Source organism: Acinetobacter lactucae, from assembly GCF_001605885.1.
Classification (GTDB): domain Bacteria; phylum Pseudomonadota; class Gammaproteobacteria; order Pseudomonadales; family Moraxellaceae; genus Acinetobacter; species Acinetobacter lactucae.
This window is the reverse complement of record NZ_LRPE01000013.1, coordinates 124,726-144,164: the sequence shown is the minus strand read 5'-3', so window position 1 is coordinate 144,164 and position 19,439 is coordinate 124,726. Positions and strand designations below refer to the sequence as shown.

General features: G+C 41.6%; 14 protein-coding genes and 1 other RNA gene. 10 read left to right on the top strand and 5 right to left on the bottom strand.

The window, feature by feature from the left end; translation table 11 throughout:
- Window positions 1-192: 192 nt before the first annotated feature.
- Window positions 193-3,789: an AAA family ATPase gene (locus tag AWW73_RS07805; RefSeq protein WP_062849318.1), complete on the bottom strand. Its 3,597-nt coding sequence runs from the start codon at window positions 3,787-3,789 to the stop codon at window positions 193-195.
- Between the two features lie 9 nt (window positions 3,790-3,798).
- Window positions 3,799-5,067, bottom strand: a complete 1,269-nt coding sequence (locus AWW73_RS07800; RefSeq protein WP_062849317.1) for an exonuclease SbcCD subunit D — start codon at window positions 5,065-5,067, stop codon at window positions 3,799-3,801.
- Between the two features lie 164 nt (window positions 5,068-5,231).
- On the opposite strand from AWW73_RS07800, the gene AWW73_RS07795 reads away from it, so the two are divergent.
- Window positions 5,232-5,705 (top strand): OsmC family protein, encoded by a 474-nt coding sequence (locus AWW73_RS07795; RefSeq protein ID WP_062849316.1) that lies wholly within the window; start codon window positions 5,232-5,234, stop codon window positions 5,703-5,705.
- Between the two features lie 75 nt (window positions 5,706-5,780).
- On the opposite strand, the gene AWW73_RS07790 is transcribed toward AWW73_RS07795, so the two are convergent.
- Entirely contained in the window at window positions 5,781-6,158 is a 378-nt protein-coding gene (locus AWW73_RS07790; RefSeq protein WP_062849315.1) for a VOC family protein, read from the bottom strand.
- A 380-nt stretch (window positions 6,159-6,538) separates the two neighbouring features.
- Between AWW73_RS07790 and AWW73_RS07785 the strand changes: the two genes are divergently transcribed.
- Together AWW73_RS07785 and AWW73_RS07780 are read left to right on the top strand one after the other, a co-directional pair.
- On the top strand, window positions 6,539-6,991 hold the full coding sequence (locus AWW73_RS07785; protein WP_062849314.1) for an ABZJ_00895 family protein: 453 nt from the start codon (window positions 6,539-6,541) through the stop codon (window positions 6,989-6,991).
- A gap of 83 nt (window positions 6,992-7,074) precedes the next feature.
- A complete protein-coding gene (locus AWW73_RS07780) occupies window positions 7,075-7,980 on the top strand; it encodes a TIGR01777 family oxidoreductase (RefSeq protein WP_062849313.1) in 906 nt (301 codons plus the stop codon).
- On the opposite strand, the gene AWW73_RS07775 is transcribed toward AWW73_RS07780, so the two are convergent.
- Both AWW73_RS07775 and hemB read right to left on the bottom strand, forming a co-directional pair.
- A complete protein-coding gene (locus AWW73_RS07775; RefSeq protein WP_062849312.1) occupies window positions 7,972-9,087 on the bottom strand; it encodes an NAD(P)/FAD-dependent oxidoreductase in 1,116 nt (371 codons plus the stop codon). The two genes, AWW73_RS07780 and AWW73_RS07775, sit on opposite strands and share 9 nt — an antisense overlap.
- Window positions 9,088-9,112: 25 nt before the next feature.
- Complete coding sequence (gene hemB, locus AWW73_RS07770) at window positions 9,113-10,126, bottom strand: porphobilinogen synthase (RefSeq protein ID WP_062849332.1); 1,014 nt, start codon at window positions 10,124-10,126, stop codon at window positions 9,113-9,115.
- A gap of 142 nt (window positions 10,127-10,268) precedes the next feature.
- Between hemB and AWW73_RS07765 the strand changes: the two genes are divergently transcribed.
- From AWW73_RS07765 to AWW73_RS07735, 7 genes are all read left to right on the top strand, one after another.
- Window positions 10,269-10,766: a thioesterase family protein gene (locus tag AWW73_RS07765; RefSeq protein ID WP_062849331.1), complete on the top strand. Its 498-nt coding sequence runs from the start codon at window positions 10,269-10,271 to the stop codon at window positions 10,764-10,766.
- Between the two features lie 268 nt (window positions 10,767-11,034).
- Window positions 11,035-12,186 carry an EmrA/EmrK family multidrug efflux transporter periplasmic adaptor subunit gene (locus AWW73_RS07760; protein WP_062849311.1) on the top strand — a complete coding sequence of 384 codons (1,152 nt, stop codon included), beginning with the start codon at window positions 11,035-11,037 and terminating at the stop codon, window positions 12,184-12,186.
- A gap of 6 nt (window positions 12,187-12,192) precedes the next feature.
- Window positions 12,193-13,719, top strand: coding sequence for a DHA2 family efflux MFS transporter permease subunit (locus AWW73_RS07755; protein WP_062849310.1), 1,527 nt, complete (start codon window positions 12,193-12,195; stop codon window positions 13,717-13,719).
- A gap of 306 nt (window positions 13,720-14,025) precedes the next feature.
- The gene (gene ggt, locus AWW73_RS07750; protein ID WP_062849309.1) at window positions 14,026-16,008 is read left to right on the top strand and encodes a gamma-glutamyltransferase; all 1,983 of its coding nucleotides are present in this window, start codon (window positions 14,026-14,028) and stop codon (window positions 16,006-16,008) included.
- 160 nt (window positions 16,009-16,168) lie between these two features.
- Window positions 16,169-16,528, top strand: a transfer-messenger RNA (tmRNA) gene (gene ssrA, locus AWW73_RS07745).
- Between the two features lie 368 nt (window positions 16,529-16,896).
- Complete coding sequence (locus AWW73_RS07740) at window positions 16,897-17,262, top strand: hypothetical protein (protein WP_062849308.1); 366 nt, start codon at window positions 16,897-16,899, stop codon at window positions 17,260-17,262.
- A gap of 29 nt (window positions 17,263-17,291) precedes the next feature.
- Window positions 17,292-19,439 carry an HsdM family class I SAM-dependent methyltransferase gene (locus AWW73_RS07735; RefSeq protein ID WP_062849307.1) on the top strand — a complete coding sequence of 716 codons (2,148 nt, stop codon included), beginning with the start codon at window positions 17,292-17,294 and terminating at the stop codon, window positions 19,437-19,439.

The following is a 19,439-nucleotide window of genomic DNA, read 5'->3' as shown; positions in this document are numbered from 1 at the left end:
TTATCTTACAGAAATTGCGGCCTTTTGCGGCTATGGTAGACGACGCTTTTTTCGTACTATGAATTCATCAGGAAACAGGATGTTTCTAAGAATAACAATAAACAGTGATGAATGGATGCATACAGGTACGACAGGAGTTATACCAACGCAGAATCTAAAAAAGCCCCGACAGGATGTCGGGGCTTTTTAGTTTTAACCTACTACTTCAATGGTACTTGCGCCCGCGCCGAGTGGTTTTACCTGAATTTGTACAGGAATACGCTCATGCATTTCTTGAATGTGTGAGATGAGAATGACCTGACGTCCCTGATTTTGCAATTGGTCTAAAGCATTCATGACCATATGCAAAGAAGAGGCATCCAAAGTACCAAAGCCTTCATCAATAAACAGTGATTCAATTTTCATTGAGCCTGAAGCCATATTCGCGATGGCTAACGACAAAGCAAGGGCAGTTAAGAATGACTCACCGCCAGACAAAGATGCAACGGAGCGAGTTTCTCCATCCATATCGTGGTCAATGATGGCAAGGCTTAAAGACTGATCTAGACGTTTTAGTGTATAGCGCTGAGACAGCATCGCCAGTTGCTGATTGGCATGTTCAACTAAAATATCTAAATGATATTGCTGGGCGTAGTCGCGGAACTCTTTTCCTTTGGCATCACCAATCAGACCTGAAATTTTGCTCCAGCGATGTTCTTCTTGCTGAATATTTTGAATTTGCTCTGCATATTGTTGCTGCTTCGCAAGGTTTTGCTGATGTACTTCAAGCTTAAGCTTCAGTCGATCACGTACTTCAAGTTGTGCTTTAAGCTCTGCAATATTGTCTTGAATGAGACTAACGAGCTTTTCATGCTCAATATCTGGCTGAGTTTGTAAGTGCTCACTCAATTGCTCTTGCATGGTTTTAAGGGCAGAAGAGGCTTCACTTAATAAACGCTCGGCATGATTAAGACGGTTACGAATGTCTTGCTCTTGGGCTGAATTGATCTGCATGAGCGCCGTAAGATCATGTGGCTCAAAATCAGTATGGGCTTTTAACCAGTTTTGAATTTGTTCATCAATCTGCTGCTGATGTTGTGCAGTGTGTTGATGTTGATGCTTGAGCTGATCGAGTGCTTGTTTTTGCTGCTCAAAGTACTGTCTGGTTTGTTCAAAACGTTGTTTAGCCTCGTGATACGCCGTTTGTTGTTGCTGACGTTTAGTGTCATGCTCAATTAACCATTCATGCGGTTTAATATCAGCGCGGCCCGTCATTTGCTGAATGAGTGACACTGCTTTTTCATTATTTTGTTGGCCTTTAAGCGTAATCTCTTTGAGATTTTGGTCAATCTCATCAATTTGCTTCGCCATTTGTTCAAGGTTGGCAGTCAACATTTTAAGGTCTTGTTGCTGCTGTTCAAAACGCTGTGCAAGCTGTTCTTGTTGCTCAAGTTGCTTGGCGCGTGCATCAAGAATAGCCCAAGTCTGCTTAGCTGTTTGGCTACTTGCTTGCTGCCATGCGTGCTGTTCGGTTTCCGATAAACACTCGACAATATGTTGAACTTGTTGTTGCCATTGCTGTGCTGTATTAAGCAAGCTTTCATTGCGTTGAATAGATTGAACCAGTTGATTGTGCTGTTTAATCGCTTGGGTTAAACGTAAGTTTTCTGAGTCAAATGAACTTACGGCAGTTTGTGTGGCTTGTCTGAGTTCATTAAGTGTTTGCAAGATTTTTTCAGGGGCTTGATTAAGCTCAATATTTAACTGATTGAGGTTAAACGCTTGCTCAAGCTCTTGTTGCAGGCTTGATTGTTTTGTTTGAAGTTGAGCTAGATATTTCTGAACTTGCTCAAGCTCGGCACGATACTGGGTGAGGGCATGCTGTTGGGTTTGCCACGCATTAAATTTAGTTTGCTCGAGTACAATAGCTTGCTGCTCTTGTTGTTGCTGCAAGTCGAACAACGCCTTGGAGACTGCACTGTCATCAACACGATAGGGGTGATGTGTACTTCCGCACACTAAACAAGCTTCACCTTCTTTAAGATTCGCTCGTAACTGTTCAATATTTTCAGTATGTAATAAGCGCTGCTGTTGCAGGATGTGCTGTAACTTTTCACGTTCAGTTTTTGCTGTTTGGTACTCTTGCTCTGTGGACGGGCAAACGGTTTTAAGCTGCTGTTCTTGGGCTGAGACTTGAGTTTGTTTTTCAGTGAATTGCTGAAGCTCAGCATATAACTCATGATAAATTTTAACTTTCTGTTGAGTCAGATCTAGCTGAGTGATTTGAGCGAGCTTTTGTTCTTTGTCTTTACGTTGCTGTTCAAGCTTTAACTCAATTTGTTCAACTGTGCCGAGTGAAGCTGTCAGTTGTTCAAGTTCACTTTTATCTTCCGCTAGCTTTTGGCGGGCAAGGGTAGGGTTTCCGAGTTGTTGTTCAATCGCTTGGTAATTTTGAATAAATTGTCCGAGCTGATGCAGATGCGCTGAAAGGCCTTTGTCCAATACAGCATATTGCTGAGTTTGGGTAAGCTGTTGTTGCAGATGAATTTGGTTCTGCTCAAGCTGCGCAATGTGCTGTTGCACAGTGTTTTGGTGCTGGTGCAGTGGACTAAGTTTTTGCTCAAGTACGTTTCTTTTTTCTTTGCACTTTTTATATTCATCAGCAATAAAAGCACGTTCTTGAATGGACTGTCGAACTTGATTTAAAGCTTGTTGATGCTGTTGCTCAAAATCGAGGGTTTGTTTGAGCTCTTGTTCTGCAAGTTGATATTGTTTTTGTCCCGTTTCAAAAACTTGCACCAACTCATTAAACTTGGTTTGAGCTTGCTGAATTTGCGGTTCAAGCTGTTGTAGCGTTTGTAAATTTTGAGCTTGCTGAAAAGCTTGTGGGCGTATTTCAGAGAAAACTTCAAATCGTTTTAATTGCTCACGTTCACCAGCCAATTGTTGATGATGATTTTGCTGGGTTTGAAACTGTTGTTGTTTAGCTTGAACTTCTTGCTCAAGTTTCGCCTTACGCTCAAACCATTGTTGCTGTTTGTCTAAGATATTTTTTTGCTGTTCTAACTGTTGATGATTTTGTTCAGCTTGCTGATATTGCGTAGTAAAAGCCGTAATCTCTTCATCAGACAAAATTTCAATGTGGCCTAAGAACTCTTCAAGCTGTTTACGCTGTTTTGCAATATCTGCTGTTTTACGAAAAGCCAGTTCACCGATTTTGGCGAAAATGCTGGAGTTGGTCAGGTACTCGAGTAACTCACCGCGTTCGCTATCTCGTGCTTTTAAAAATGCGGTCACTTCGGATTGGGCAAGTAATACCGCACGAGTAAACTGTTCAAAAGAAAGCTGGGTAATTTGTTTAACTTTTTCATCAACCGCTTTGGCTTTGTCGGCAAGCACCACGCCATCGGTCAGGCATTTTAAGTGGCGTTGTACGCTTTGTAATTTACCATTTGGGTTTTCACGTGCCCGTTTAATTTCCCAGCGTGCCAAATAGCGTTTTTGATCTTGTGCGACAAAGCAAAGCTCAGCAAAACCATGGCCTGTACCACGGCGTAAGACAGTTAAAGGTGAATTGGTCAGTAACTCGGAACCATCAACATCTTTTAATTTGCCATCACTGTCTTTTAGACGAGGAACCCGATTAAACAAAGCCAGACACATGGCGTCTAAAATAGTCGATTTACCAGCACCAGTTTTTCCCACAATCGCAATCAGACCTGCATGGGCGAGAGGCGCGCTTTCAAAATCAATAAAGTGTTCATCAGAAAGAGATGCCAGATTTTTTATTCGAATGGATAAAATTTTCATGACATATCCTTAAGGTGTTGCATCATTTTCAAGATGTTTTTGTGCTTCTTGTACTAGACTTAGAAAATCTTTTAAGACCGCATCATCGGCGCTGTAACCTTGTTTTTCCCAGATATTTTGAAAGAGTTTTTCTGGTGTTGGTGGTTCAAGGGCGATTTGCTGAGTAGTATTTGAGTCGATCGAGTCTTTATTCACATATTGACGAGAAATACGCACTAAACGATAGCGGTCAGGTGGTAGGGCTGCTTCAAACTGCTGACGTAAATTGGGCTGCGGCGGCGTTAAGCTATAATATTCAATATCGACATATTCACGGTGGTCAATATTTTCAATCACGCCGTTTGGCAAGGCTTTGAGTTGTTGTAGCACTTCATTTAACTCACCACGAATGCGGTGCAACTGTATACAACGTGGAATTTCGACAGCGTCAAATTGCAAACGGCTGTCTGTGTCTTGAGTCGGATCAACTTTGACTTCAACTACTTGGTGCTTATAGTTAATTTCGCTGAAAGAAAGCGGAATTGGCGAGCCACTATAACGAATGTGCGGCTGACCCACTTTTTGTGGTTTATGTAAGTGCCCTAAAGCGACATAGTCGACAGCATCTTCAAATAAAGTCGTCGAAAGTGCCTCTTCATTACCAATAATAATTGGGCGTTCAGAGTCAGATGTTTCTCCACCTTGCATGTGGGCATGCGACATCAAAATCAGCGCTTGGTCTGGTGTTTTACGACGTTTTGCTTCGGCAATCAGTTGCTGATGTAAATAGGCAATCGCATTTTTGCTGTTGGTGGTATGTTCATTAAAGCCCGTAATTTCGGCTGAACGTAAAAAAGGCAGGGCAAGACACCACGCCACAATATCTTGATTTTGATTATAGATAGGTAAAAGTAGTCGATCGAGATCTAGAGTTTTATCCTCATTCCAGCGAACCACGCCCACGGTTTTTGCATTATATTTTTCTAATAGTGGCTCGACCTGTTCAATACGGTAGCCTGAGTCGTGATTACCGGCAATCATGAGTGTTTGCATGTGCGGCGCAATACGATGCGCATCTGCTAAAAATTGGTAAAGTTGTTTTTGTGCTTGAGAGCCCGGGTTAATGACATCAAAAATATCGCCGGCAATGAGCAGAGCATGCGGTTGTTTTTCTTGAATTTGAGTGAGTAACCAGCTTAAAAATTGTTGGTGTTCGTAGTGGCGTGAATGATTATAAAAAAACTGCCCCAAATGCCAGTCAGAAGTATGTAAAAAATGTACGGACATAGAAACAGACATCAAGCCAAAATAAACACAGATACGTTAGCATAAATTGGCAGGAGATTTTATCAAGACATTTTAAAGTGCTCGTTATTTAAGCCTAAGTTGAAACTTAAATTAAATTTTTCACTTTAAAGTTTGCTTTGTTACTATCGACTTAAACCATGAACTTTGAGAACAAAATGGCTATTCATAAATACCAAGTAAAAATACAGTGGGAAGGCAATACTGGAACAGGCACTTCATCTTATCGTTCATATAAACGAGACTTTAGTATTCAGCATCCTCAAAAGGCCACTATTCAAGGTTCATCAGACCCAGCCTATTTAGGGGATGTGACCAGATGGAACCCAGAAGATTTATTGGTTGCATCAGCTTCAGCTTGTCATAAGCTTTGGTATTTGCACCTATGTGCAGTCAATCATATTCACGTGCTGAGTTATGTCGATAAAGCACTTGGTTTTATGGAAGATGCAGATCCAGTTAAACATGGTCACTTTACTCAAATTATTTTAAGACCAGAAGTTGTTTTAGAAGAAGGTGCTGACCAAGAACTTGCAGCAAAATTGCATGAAGAAGCACATCATGAATGTATGATTGCCAATTCGGTGAATTTTCCAATTACATGTGAAGCGAGTTTTAGCTTTGCTGAATAATTAATATGAAATAGCCACCGATAAAAAGGCGGTGGCTATACATTAAAAAATAAATAGAGTCGTAAAATAAAAGCTTTAAGCTGCATTTTCATCGATTTGGAAAATACCAAAAACGTTATGGTCTAAGTCGACAAAATAACCATGCCAAGCGCGGCCCGGAATCGCGAATTTATCCATTGCGACAATACCGCCTTGCGCTAAAATTTTTGCAGCTATGTCATCAAAGTTTTCCACCTGAATCGAACAGGTAAATGCATTGGTGCCATATTCCATTGGAGGTGTTTGAGCAGGGCGTTTTAATAGTCCTCCCATCATTGAAGGTGTCTCTATGCGGTAATATTCAATCGGTAAGCTTTCATCGAGTTTAAATTGCCAGCCGAACACAGCTTGGTAAAACTGCGCATCGCAGGCAGGGTTTGAAGACTGGATTTCAAAATAGGCAATGTTGTTCATATTATTTAAATCATATTTTTATGGTACAAAAAGTATACGCATAGCCTTTATAGCCATGAAAGCACGATTGTGTATGTTGAACGTAAAATAAATGAAAGTGCTAAAAAATAAAAACCGACGATTCGAGTGATGAGAGAATCGTCGGTCAAAAGCTTCATCAAGGGTTTCGGCTGCTAACAAAACCTAATCCGAAGGAAGAAAAGCGTCGTAATGAAAGGTCACCGAAACAATTTTGCGGATGCCGTGCAAAGGAAGTATTCGGTTGCTGCGACCTTGTTACCCTATATAACGTCAAGAGATCAGGATTGGTTGACAGAAAAATGAAAAAAAATCGAAAAAAATTTATAATTATTTTTTGAACCCATAAATTAGGCAAAAATATGACCAAATTACGTTCTTACTTTCTCTGGTTTTTTGGTTTATGCATCGTGCTTACCTTAATTGTAGGTGTGGTTGCAGCACTATTACCAGCGAGTGTAGGTGGTATTTTAACAGCCGTTCCATATTTAGGCGCAATGATTTTTGTCTTATTTAAATTTTTAAAGAAAGAACGTCGTGCTCCGACTGTACAAGAAAAAAAGAAATTTACTTTAGGTTTTACCCTGATTTTTTGGGGTTATAACCTATGTGGCGTTTTATTTGGCCTATTTTTATTTGCCAGAAAAGACCCTGAGATTTTGCAAAACTTTATGCTTTACCTCAAACAGCCTCAATTTTTAAGCATTATGGTGATTATGCTTTTAATGTTAGCTATTCCGCTTTATTTAATTACCTATTGGTTTTATGGCAAACAGGCACAGCGAATGGCAAACAAAATGTTTAACGAGCAATAGATCACTACGAAAACTCATACGATTAAATATAAATGAGTCTTATACAATTAAATAAAACTTGAATCCTCAGCTTGGGAGGAAATATGAATAAGAATATATTAATTACGGGTGCAAGTGGTTTTATCGGAACGCATTTAATTAAGTTCCTACTACAAAAAAATTATAACGTGATTGCTGTGACACGGCAGGCTGGAAAGGAATCTGATCATCCGGCCTTGCAGTGGGTGCAAAAGTTTGAAGATATTTCGACCCGTCAAATTGATTATGTTGTGAATTTGGCAGGTGCAAATATTGGCGAAAAACGCTGGACCGAGTCACGTAAAAAACAACTCATTGAAAGCCGTGTAAATACGACACGAAAGCTATATGCGTGGCTCAAGCAGTCTGAAATTTTTCCTGAAGTAATTGTTTCTGGTTCGGCCATTGGTTATTACGGTATAGATGACCAAGAAAAGTGGACAGAAGTGTGCACAGAACAAAGCTTGCCACAACCTATTTTTATGTCTCAGCTTTGCCAAGAGTGGGAGCGAGCAGCTTTAGCAGATGCTCAGCAAAATACTAAAATTATTCGTTTAGGTGTGGTGTTTGGGCAGGGCGGTGGTATTTTGCCTAAAATGTTGCTTCCGATTCGACTCAATTTGGTCGGTCAAATTGGTCATGGCCGTCAGCCTGTGGTTTGGGTACACATTGAAGACGTGTTAAACGCCATCGAGTTTATATTTCAGCATCCTCAATCTGCTCAAATTCACAATGTTGTAGCGCCAGAAAATGTGACTCAAAAGATCTTTGTTGAGCAAGCTGCTGAGGTTTTGAATAAGAAACCACTGTTGTCAGCGCCAAGCTCTGTTTTTCGCTGTTTGTTGGGCGAACAATCGCAATTGATTTTAAATGGTCAGTACGTCAAACCCGCAGCCTTACAAACTGAAGGATTTGAGTTTGCTTATCCTCAGTTAAAAATGGCTTTAGAGAATATACTCGCGTCAGGCTAAGATTTTATTTTGCAAACGCTCTGGGGAATATGCTTTGGCATCAACTAATGTTGATTGATCTAGCATAAGCTGACGGAGCAATTGCGCAGAGCCTGCGCCCATGCATAAACCATTTCTAAAATGACCAAAGTTTGCCCATAGGTTGTCCATTTCAGGCATTTTGCCAATGTAGGGAACGCCATTTGGTGAACTTGGTCTGAGGCCTGCCCAGCGCTGTACAATCGGGAAATCGGCCAGTTCAGGCACCATTTCTAAACATGCTTCTAAAATATTGTGCTGGGTGGTTTCATCGGTAGAGGTGTCAAACCCGCGATGCGCCATGCTAGATCCACATACAATATGACCGTCCATACGTGGAATCAAATACATGACTCGATTCATGCACATGGTCGGTAGCCAGTGAGCAGGGGTTTTAAATAACAGCATTTGACCTTGAACAGGTTCGACTGGAATTTCGAGTTGTAATTGTGAGTTCCAGTAATGGCTCCAAGCGCCCGAAGTTATTACAAAATGATCTGCTATATGTTTGCGTCCATCTTCGGTTTGTAGGGCTTGTATTACATCCCCCTGTTGAATCAATTTTTTAACAGTAGTGTGTTCAAAAAACTTAACGTTTGGATGTTGTTTTAAATAGCTAATCAAGGACTGTAAAACGCGTGGATTGCGAATATTAGACAGTTCGGGGAAATAAATCGCTTCTTGGAACTGATCGGAAATATGTGGATTAACTTGTTCTAATGCATCTCGCTGTAAATATTCGCAGCGCTGCATGGGTTCTTGATGTTGTTCGGCATAGGAAAGCCCAACGTCAAAATCCTCTTCATCAAAAATTAGCATGCCTGTGTCATGAATTTCAAAATCAATTCCTGTAACAGGGTAGAGCTTTTGGTTCCATGCTTGATACGAGGCTTTACCAAATTGAGCAAGTTGGTTCACTGCATGCACATAGCGCCACGGGTACATCGGAGAGAGAATACCTCCGCCAGCCCAAGAGGCTGCTTGTCCCGCTTGTTGTTGATCAAAAATGCTGACCGTACAGCCTTGTTCAACCAACTCCAGCGCAGACATTAATCCACTTATACCCGCGCCAATGATTGCAATATGCATGCAGTGTTATCCTTTCTCTGCGAACTTAGTTCATTTCCTTGAGTTTTTCGGCAGCGGTTTCTGCAAAGTAAGTCCAGATTCCGTCTGCACCAGCGCGGCGGCAGCACATGAGTGATTCTAAAATCACTGAGTCTGATAACCAGCCATTTTGAATTGCGCCAGCTAACATTGCATATTCGCCACTCACTTGGTAGATGAATGTCGGAACACCAAAGGTATCTTTCACTTCACGTACCACATCCAGATATGGCATGCCCGGTTTTACAATCACCATGTCGGCGCCTTCTTGAATATCAAGCGCGATTTCATGTAATGCTTCGGCACGGTTGGCAAAGTCCATCTGGTAGTTATATTTATTACCACCTTTTAGGTTGGATGCAGAGCCAACAGCATCACGGAATGGACCATAGAAGCTAGATGCATATTTTGCAGAGTAGGCCATGATGTTGGTGTAGATGTGACCATTGGCTTCTAAAGCCTGACGAATAGCGCCAATACGACCATCCATCATGTCACTTGGTGCAATCACTTCGACACCTGCTTCTGCGTGACTTAACGCTTGTTTAATCAAGCATTCTACAGTCTCGTCGTTTAGCACATAGCCTGTTTCATCAATAATGCCGTCTTGACCATGCGTGGTGTACGGGTCGAGGGCACCATCAGTGATTAACACCATTTCTGGTAATTCTTTTTTAAGCAAACGGCAAGTGGTTTGTACTAAACCATCTTCGTGCCATGCAGCTTCTGCGGTGAGGCTTTTATCTTCTTGCGGGGTAACTGGAAAAAGAGCCAGTTTGGATACGCCCAATTCCAGAAGTCTTTCAGCTTTTTTCAGTAACAAATCTGCCGACAAACGCTGAATGTTTGGCATACTTGGAATATCTTGGGTCTGATTTTGTCCCGGTAATACAAATACTGGATAAATCAAGTGATTGGTAGTGAGCTGTGTTTCGCTGACCATCGCACGCAACTGGTCATTTTTACGGATACGGCGCATGCGAGTGGCTGGAAATGCAGGACGATTGAACGTATAAGTCATAACAATCTCGATGTTCGGTATTACACTAGGATAGGTTGGCGGATATTCCATTACTGTCAACCGACTGCTGTATTGTAGCCCCATAATGCTGGATTTGTACAAAATTATGGGTGTTTATCATGCTTTTAAATTTAGGCAACGTATGAGTGATGAAAAGAAAAGTTGGACTGGGAACATCCATTTAGGCGCAAAAACTGACCTAACTGTGGTACTCAACCAATTATGTAAGGCGTTTAATAGCTCTCCTTTTTTTAAGCATAGTGGAATGATTATGCGTGTGGTGGACGGGCATATTGAAGGCTATATCGAGATGCAACCCAACCTGATTGGCAATCTGGCATTTCAGATTTTACATGGCGGTGTTGCTGCAACTTTGCTCGATAGTATTGGCGGAATTGTGGCAATGGAACACCTCTATCGCCGTTCAACTCCCGAAACTTTAACTGAAACCATTAAGCAAGTGTCGCGTTTGGCAACAGTCGACATGCGTGTAGATTATTTAGCACCAGGGCGTGGTAAATATTTTATTGCACGTGCCGAAGTACTCCGCTTAGGTCGTAAGGGCTGCACCATGCGCATGACCATGGTCAATGATGAAGATAAGCCGATTGCTGCGGGCATTGCCTCATATGCCTATTAAGCAATGAATTGAACTGTTTAAAAGCGCCAAGTGCGCTTTTTTTAGTGTTTAAAAAAGCAGAAATTTTCATAAAAACTTTGAGATAAACATTAATTTAATTAGAACGAACGCATTAGTTATAATTTTTTATTCTCATATTATGAGGTTTTAGCGTTAAAATTGGCTCCTTTGACAATGCGGTATGTCTTGTTTATAGAAAAATAAAAACTCTATAACAAGGTGTAGTGCGAGATTGATGGCAAAGCCAACTCATCTTTAGGAACATACCATGACTGATGCACAAAGCAATGTACAAGAAACAGTGCCAACAACATCTGCCTCGGATGAAAACAATCAAAACAAGCGCAAAAAATTTCTTGGTTTTTTTGCGCTGATTTTATTGATCGCCGCTATTTTGTATGCAATCTGGGCATTATTTTTAAATCACTCGGTGAGTACGGATAATGCTTATGTCGGTGCAGAAACCGCGCAAATTACTTCAATGGTGAGCGGACAGGTCGCTCAGGTTGTCGTAAAAGATACTCAAACGGTACATCGTGGTGACGTGCTGGTTCGTATTGATGACCGTGATGCCAAAATTGCATTGGCTCAAGCTGAGGCAGAGCTCGCCAAAGCAAAACGTCAATACAAACAAACTGCGGCAAACAGTAGCTCTTTAAACTCTCAAGTTGTGGTTCGTGCTGACGAAATTAACAGTGCCAAAGCACAAGTCGCTCAAGCACAAGCCGACTATGACAAAGCTGCTTTAGAACTCAACCGCCGTGCGCAACTTGCAGCATCTGGTGCAGTGTCTAAAGAAGAACTCACTAAAGCACAAAGTGCAGTCGAAACAGCCAAAGCAGGGCTAGAACTTGCCAAAGCTGGTTTAGCGCAAGCGTCTTCGAGCCGTAAAGCTGCCGAAAGTACCTTAGCTGCAAACGAAGCGTTAATTCAGGGTGTAAGTGAAACTTCGACTCCGGATGTACAAGTTGCACAAGCCCATGTTGAACAAGCTCAGCTTGATTTAGAACGTACCGTTATTCGTGCGCCAGTGGATGGTGTGGTTACGCGTCGTAATATTCAAGTCGGTCAACGTGTGGCACCGGGTACGAGCATGATGATGATTGTGCCGCTGAATGATTTATATGTAGATGCGAACTTTAAAGAAAGTCAGTTGAAAAAAGTCCGTCCGGGTCAGGCTGTCACGCTAACTTCAGATTTATACGGTGATGACGTTGAATATCACGGCAAAGTGATGGGCTTCTCTGGTGGTACAGGCTCTGCCTTTGCCTTAATTCCGGCTCAAAACGCAACAGGTAACTGGATTAAAGTGGTTCAACGCTTACCGGTTCGTATTGCACTTGACCCGAAAGAACTTGCTGAACACCCACTACGTGTTGGCTTGTCGATGGAAGCAAAAGTCGACTTATCTGCGAAGTAAACGCTTATGAAAACGCAAACACCTTTTGCCGAACTAAGCGGTGGCCGTTTATTACTGGCAGCGTTTGTTATTGCCTTGTCTAACTTTATGGTCGTGCTCGATACGACCATTGCCAACGTATCTGTACCGCATATTACCGGTAACCTCGCTGTTTCAAGTACACAAGGCACATGGGTTGTTACGTCGTATGCTGTTGCAGAAGCGATTTGTGTACCTTTAACAGGTTGGCTGGCAGGTCGCTTTGGAACTGTTCGGGTTTTTATTTTTGGCCTGATTGGTTTTACCATTTTTTCTTTTTTGTGCGGTCTAGCAAACTCCTTAGGTATGTTGGTGTTTTTCCGTATTGGACAAGGTCTATGCGGTGGCCCTCTCATGCCGCTCAGCCAAACCTTGCTGATGCGTATTTTCCCTCAAGAAAAGCATGCACAGGCGATGGGACTATGGGCAATGACGACCGTCGTCGGGCCAATTTTAGGGCCAATTTTGGGTGGTCTGATTAGTGATAACCTGTCTTGGCACTGGATTTTCTTTATTAACTTACCTGTTGGGATTATTTGTGTTTTAGCAGCAATGCGCTTATTAAGAGTAGCTGAAACAGAAACAATTTCTTTAAGAATCGATACAGTCGGTTTAGGTCTGTTAATTCTCTGGATTGGCGCGCTACAGCTCATGCTCGACTTAGGGCACGAACGCGACTGGTTTAATAGCACGAGCATTATCGTTTTAGGTTTAACTGCCGCCATTGGTTTTGTGGTGTTCCTCATATGGGAACTCACCGACAAACATCCCGTCGTTGATGTCAAAGTCTTTAGGCATAGGGGCTTTGCAATATCGGTACTGGCCTTGTCGCTTGGTTTTGGAGCCTTCTTTGGCAGTATTGTACTGATTCCGCAGTGGCTGCAAATGAACCTTTCCTATACCGCAACATGGGCCGGATATTTAACCGCCACTATGGGCTTTGGTAGTTTGACCATGTCACCGATTGTGGCAAAGCTTTCGACCAAACATGACCCACGGGCGCTGGCGAGTTTCGGTTTGATCTTGCTCGGTGGTGTGACCTTAATGCGGGCATTTTGGACCACAGATGCCGACTTTATGGCACTGGCTTGGCCGCAAATCCTACAAGGTTTTGCTGTGCCGTTCTTCTTTATTCCACTGTCCAACATTGCACTTGGTTCGGTACTCCAGCAAGAAATTGCATCTGCTGCGGGCCTCATGAACTTTTTAAGAACCATGGCAGGGGCGATTGGTGCTTCAATTGCAGTGACCGTGTGGGACGACCACGCCAAAGTTGCACGTAGTGAAATGGTGTCAAACCTAAACGCAACCGAAGTTCAAAATAACCTGATGCAAAATGGTTTTTCGGCTGACTCGACGCTCGGAATTATTTCAAACCTCGTCGATAAAGAAGCCATTACCATGTCGGCGAACCATGTATTTTTACTGTTTGCGATGGTGTTTGTCTTTGCGGGACTGGTGATTTGGCTATGTCCAAAACCCAAAGGAAATACAGGCGGTATGCCATCCCACTGAACATCAAAAGCATCTTTTCGAAGGTGCTTTTTTTTAGCGCTATTAAAAAATAGGCTAGGTTCGTAAATGGTAGATTTTGCCTGTATTTAGTTGAATAAAGCATGCCAGAATCGGGCAGATCAGTTATAAAAACGTGTGATATCAAGCAAGGAGGCATAATACAGGGCACAGGATAAAACGCCCTCAAACATTTACTATTATAAAATCTTATTTTTATCAAAGATTAAAAAAACTTAATACCTGAAAACTAGAGAAGCTTGCATGGCAATTGCATGGATAGGCAAGCGTATATATTGGAGTTATCACGTGAATAAAAGATATTCATTTTTGTTCAGTAGTTTATTAGCAGTCGGTTTATTACAAGGATGTGGAGATGATTCTTCAGATCAACCCAAGGATGATTCAAATACAACCCCGCCCAATTTAATAGTTGATAATGACCCCATCAGTTGTAGCAAACTGGCCCAAGACGGTTCAAGCGTGGTGGTCGGTTCAAACCAAAATGGTGACCCCGCAGCGCCTGAGGGTGCGTCGGGTTATAGACTCGGTAACACGGTTAAATACGCAGATAAATATATGGTGGTGGCAAACACGCCACTTGCGGTAAAAGCGGGCTGTGATGTGTTAAGAGCAGGCGGTAGTGCAGTCGATGCAGCCGTTGCGGTACAAGCCGTGCTCGGTTTGGTTGAACCTCAATCGAGCACGATTGCGGGTAGTGGTTTTATGATGTATTACGACGCCAAAACCAAAAAAGTCACGGCTTATGATGGACGTGAAACCGCACCAGCCGCAGCTAACCCATATTATTTAATTCGCCAGAATATGGATGACCCAAATTCACCAGCACCTGTACCAAGTGCGCGCCGTAGTGGTCGCTCGATTGGTGTGCCAGGTGTGATGCGTTTATTGGAGCAAGCGCAAAAAGAACACGGCAAACTCAAGTGGAACCAGTTGTTTGATGAAGCCATTGGTTTAGCTGACAATGGTTTCCGCATTCCGGGTCGCTTGGCCGATGCCATTGCAAGTAATGCAAACAGCTTAGCGCTCGATGCAAATGCAATGGCAACCTATTTCTATCCAGATGGTTCACCACGCAAAGTGGGTGAAATCATGACCAATAAAGAATATGCAAAAACGCTTGAAGCACTTGCTGTACAAGGGGCAAATGCATTACACACTGGGCCAATTGCTCAAGCGATTGTGGCAAAAGCAGGGCAAACAGTCGGGGATGACCCAGCAAGAACTCCAATTACGCCAAGTTTGATGACCTTGCAGGACTTATCAAACTATGAAGTGAAAAAGCGTACTCCAATTTGTACCACTTACCGTGATAGTTTCTATGTATGTACCATGCCACCTCCATCTTCGGGAGGGATAGCAGTTGCACAAACGCTGGGTATTTTAGAAAACTTTGATATGTCGCTTTACCCACCTAAAAACCCTGAAAATGAAGGTGGTGTGCCGGATGTGATGGGTGTGCACTTAGTGTCTGAGGCAGAGCGTTTGGCTTACGCTGACCGTGACAAATATGTGGCAGATACTGACTTTGTGCCTTTACCAGCACAGGGTATTCCAAGTTTTATTGATAAAAACTACTTAAAACAACGTGCAGCACTGATTAACCCGAACCAGAGTATGGGCGTTGCACCAGCAGGTAATTTCAATACAGCGGCAGGAGTGGATACTACTGTTGAACACGGTACAACTCAGTTCACCATTGTAGATGCCTATGGCAATGTGGTTTCAATGACTTCGACTGTTGAATCGAGCATGGGTTCTTTCCACATGGTGGATGGTTTCTTGCTATCAAATCAGTTAACTGATTTTAGCGCGAACCCTTATGACAGCACTGGGGCACTGGTTGCCAACCGTGTAGAAGGGGGCAAACGCCCACGTAGTACCATGGCGCCAACTTTAGTGTTTAAAGGCACCACGCCAGATGAGTTTTATATGGCAACAGGTTCACCAGGTGGCGGTACCATCATTCAATATGTAGTTAAAACTTTGGTGGGAGCATTGGACTGGAACTTAAATGCACAGCAGGCTACCTCGCTTGTTAACTTTGGTGCGACCAATAGTAAAAACACCAATGTGGATAGTTCGAATGTACAGCTTTCTTTAGTTGACCTGATTGAAGGTTTAAAAGCAAAAGGTCATGGCATTTCTAACACTGCGCAAACCAGCGGTATTTCAACGATTATGAAAGTAAATATAAATAATCAAACTAAATACGCAGGTGGGGTAGACCCACGCCGTGAAGGTATTGTGTTAGGTAATGGTGCCTTATAGACCACACTAAAAAAAAAGCTGTCATTTTTGGCAGCTTTTTTATGTGGCCCTTGAAAAAAACAAAAGGCTCTCCATTATGTAAATATGTTCATCAGTAGCAGACTGTTGATAAATTGCACAGCATTTTATTTTAGTTATGCTATGATGTTCAGACATTCATGGGGATGTTATTGGCTTCGACGCCGGTGATGAAACTCATAGATGCATGCCGAGAGCGCATTTTCTCTCGTAAATCAAATTTGCATTTTAATAGTCGCAAACGACGAAACTTACGCTCTAGCTGCCTAAGGGCAGTTTGTCCGCTTCCTAGAATACTTGTGGTTTAGGAACCCGACCGTAGCGCACGCACACAAGTCCGTATAGAGTCAAGCCTCGGGGCTTTATACCAAACTTAGAGGATCGCACCTTGTACCCTGTTCGTCGGGTCACTTGGTGTTAAAATAATAGACGATATCTAAGCATGTAGTATTCTCGAGCGTAGTGCTGGCGGACGCGGGTTCAACTCCCGCCATCTCCACCAAAATTTGAAGATTTTCAAAGATCTTCTGCTAAAGGCTTGAATCCTAAGGGTTCAAGCCTTTTTAGTTTTTTAATCATTGCATATCATTTAAGAGCTTTTTCAAGTGAAGTTATATACATTTGTGTAATTACATAAATTTGAATCTTAATAAATACTGTATTAATCAGATTCAAATTAAGTAGTTAGGTCTTGTTCATGAAAAACCTACTCAGACGATACTTGTCTAAATGTGTACTAAGTGTATTTATATGATGAGCAGATGTACTAAGTGGTTAAAAATAAATCTGCTTTTCATCTGGTAACTTATGTCATGAACACTGCTTATTGTACCATGTGATAAAGGGTATAAATAATTCGACTGAATATATATGGGCCAGCTTCAACAACAACTTCAGAAAATACTGAAAACTGCTGATTTTCAGCATAAGTCCTTAGATGATTTTTATGATGAACATATTAATTTATGGCAAGGTCTAGCATTAAGTAAAACACAGGTTGAGCTATGGAGAAAGTTGGTTCAGCAAGCAAATAATGCTGAACTAAAAGATCAAATATGTATAGAAAAGCATGTTTTAACTTTGTTACAACAGGCTGCAAGTGAACGAATGCTACTCACACAAATTTTACAAAGATTACCAAGCAATGTTCGGATGACCGAGCAACAGCTTAAAAAGATCATTCAGCTTATGGCTGAACTTGAAATTAAAGGCCCTTTTGTTGTGCTTAAGGGCTAAACTTTTTATTGAAAAATGATGTTTTAAATATGGCTAAAGATATCAAACAAGCTGAACAACGTGAACAATTGAATCAATTCATTGAGCAATTACTCAAAGAGTATTCTGAATATACGTATCAGACTGAACTTGTCGAAACGCATGAGTTTGCACAAGCAATGTTGATTCAAGGCATGGTTGAAGGAAATGTAACGCCTAAAATTCTACTTGTTGCTTTAGTAGATGGTCATTGGGGAACTGTGGCGGATACGGCGAAGTTTGATGAGTTTGCTTATACTTTATTACAAGATGTCTCGGGTGAGTGGCCAGTATTCGCTGTGATTAAGGATAGTAGTAATCAAGCGATCTTAAGTTTATTTGGTAGTGATGGCTCAGCAGCTACGCACATGATTGATAAACTGCCAGCACTTGAAGAAATGCGCAGTTTTGATCGTTTGGAGCGAGATCCAACTTTTCGCTGGTCAATGAAAATCTATACGCGTTTAATGCAGCGTTTTGATGCTTTCCATGAAAATGTTTACCGTGTAACGAAAGATAAGGTCAATGATAAAAATGACATTATTGAAGAAGTGGCAAAACTTCTGTTTTTAGAAAGTTTCCGTATCTATCATAAAGATATTACTTTCGTAGATCGTCATGGTACTACACATCTTTTTGCTGATGTATTTAATACGGTATATATACGAGAACATGGTAATAGAGCTGTTGAGCAAATTAAAGATGCCTTTGATACTTTTAAATCTCACCCAGATTATATTGTGATTAGCGATGATGGTTCTAAAAATGCTATTTTCTCTGACGAAGTTCATTTAAGGCTCGCGAATCCGAAAAATTTCGAAGATTTACTTGATGCTATTCAAAATCTTGGTCAATTGACCACCAATGATGGCAAGATAGTTAAAGAGCGCGGCACTTTAGGTGATGTATCAGGTGATTTACTTGGACGTGTTTTTGACGTTTTTCTACGTGCCAATTTTGAGTCTAAAGGTGGTCTAGGTGTTTACTTAACCCCAAATCCTGTAAAGCAAGCTATGATAGAAATGGCGATTCACGACTTATCTAGTGATGATGAGTTTATGGCACGTTTCTCAAATGGTGATTTCCGTTTCTGTGACCCAACTTGCGGTTCTTTTGGTTTTGGTTCAGTTGCTTTAAGTCAGTTTGATCATTTGATTGATACACAATTAGTGGGTTTAAGTGAAACTGAAAAAAAGAATTTAAAACAGAAAATACGTGATGAGTCTTTAGTAGGTGCGGATGCTGCACCACGTATGGTAATGCTTGCACGTGTCAATATGGCATTACAAGGAGCACCAAAGGCTAAAGTTTTTTATACGGATAATTCTTTAACTGCACCTGCATTAAAACCATGTTCTTTTGATTTGATTTGCACTAACCCACCATTTGGAACACCGAAATTTGGTAATGATAAAAAAGGCAGCGATTCCAAAAAAGTATACGAAGCCAATATGGAACAAATTTTAGGCGGTTTCCGCCCTGCAGAGAAAACAGTAGAAAGCTATAACGCTTATTATGATTATCTTAAAATGAGCTGGCAGGACGTAGGTCCACTTGAACTTGATGAAAATGGTGAACCTATATGGGCTGGTTATCGTACTGACTTACGTCCTGTGGGTACAAAAGGCAAAAATATACTATATGGATTATTCCCAACAGTTAGTGGTTTAGCCTTAGGTAGTAAGCCTGATAATAAAGGCTATTGGAAACCTGTGGGTGCAAATATTGATCCTGCAGTATTGTTTATTGACCGTTGTTTACAGTTGTTAAAACCGGGTGGTCGTTTGTTTATTGTGTTGCCAGATGGTGTGCTGTGTAATTCGGGCGACCGTTATGTGCGTGAGTACATAATGGGTAAAAAAGATGAACAAACAGGTGAGTTTGTCGGTGGTAAAGCCATTGTAAAAGCGGTGATCTCATTACCAAGTGATACCTTTAAGTTATCGGGTACGGGTGCAAAAACCTCGATTTTATATTTGCAAAAACGCGCAGCAAGCCCAGAAAAACCTGAAGAATTTTTAGCAGAGCCACAGACGGATGTCTTTATGGCAGTAGCGGATACTTTAGGTTATTTGGTGAAAAATAATATTGAAGATTATAACGCTGGTGTGCCAAATGATTTGGATACTATTGTCACGGCTTATAAGCGAGGTATTTAA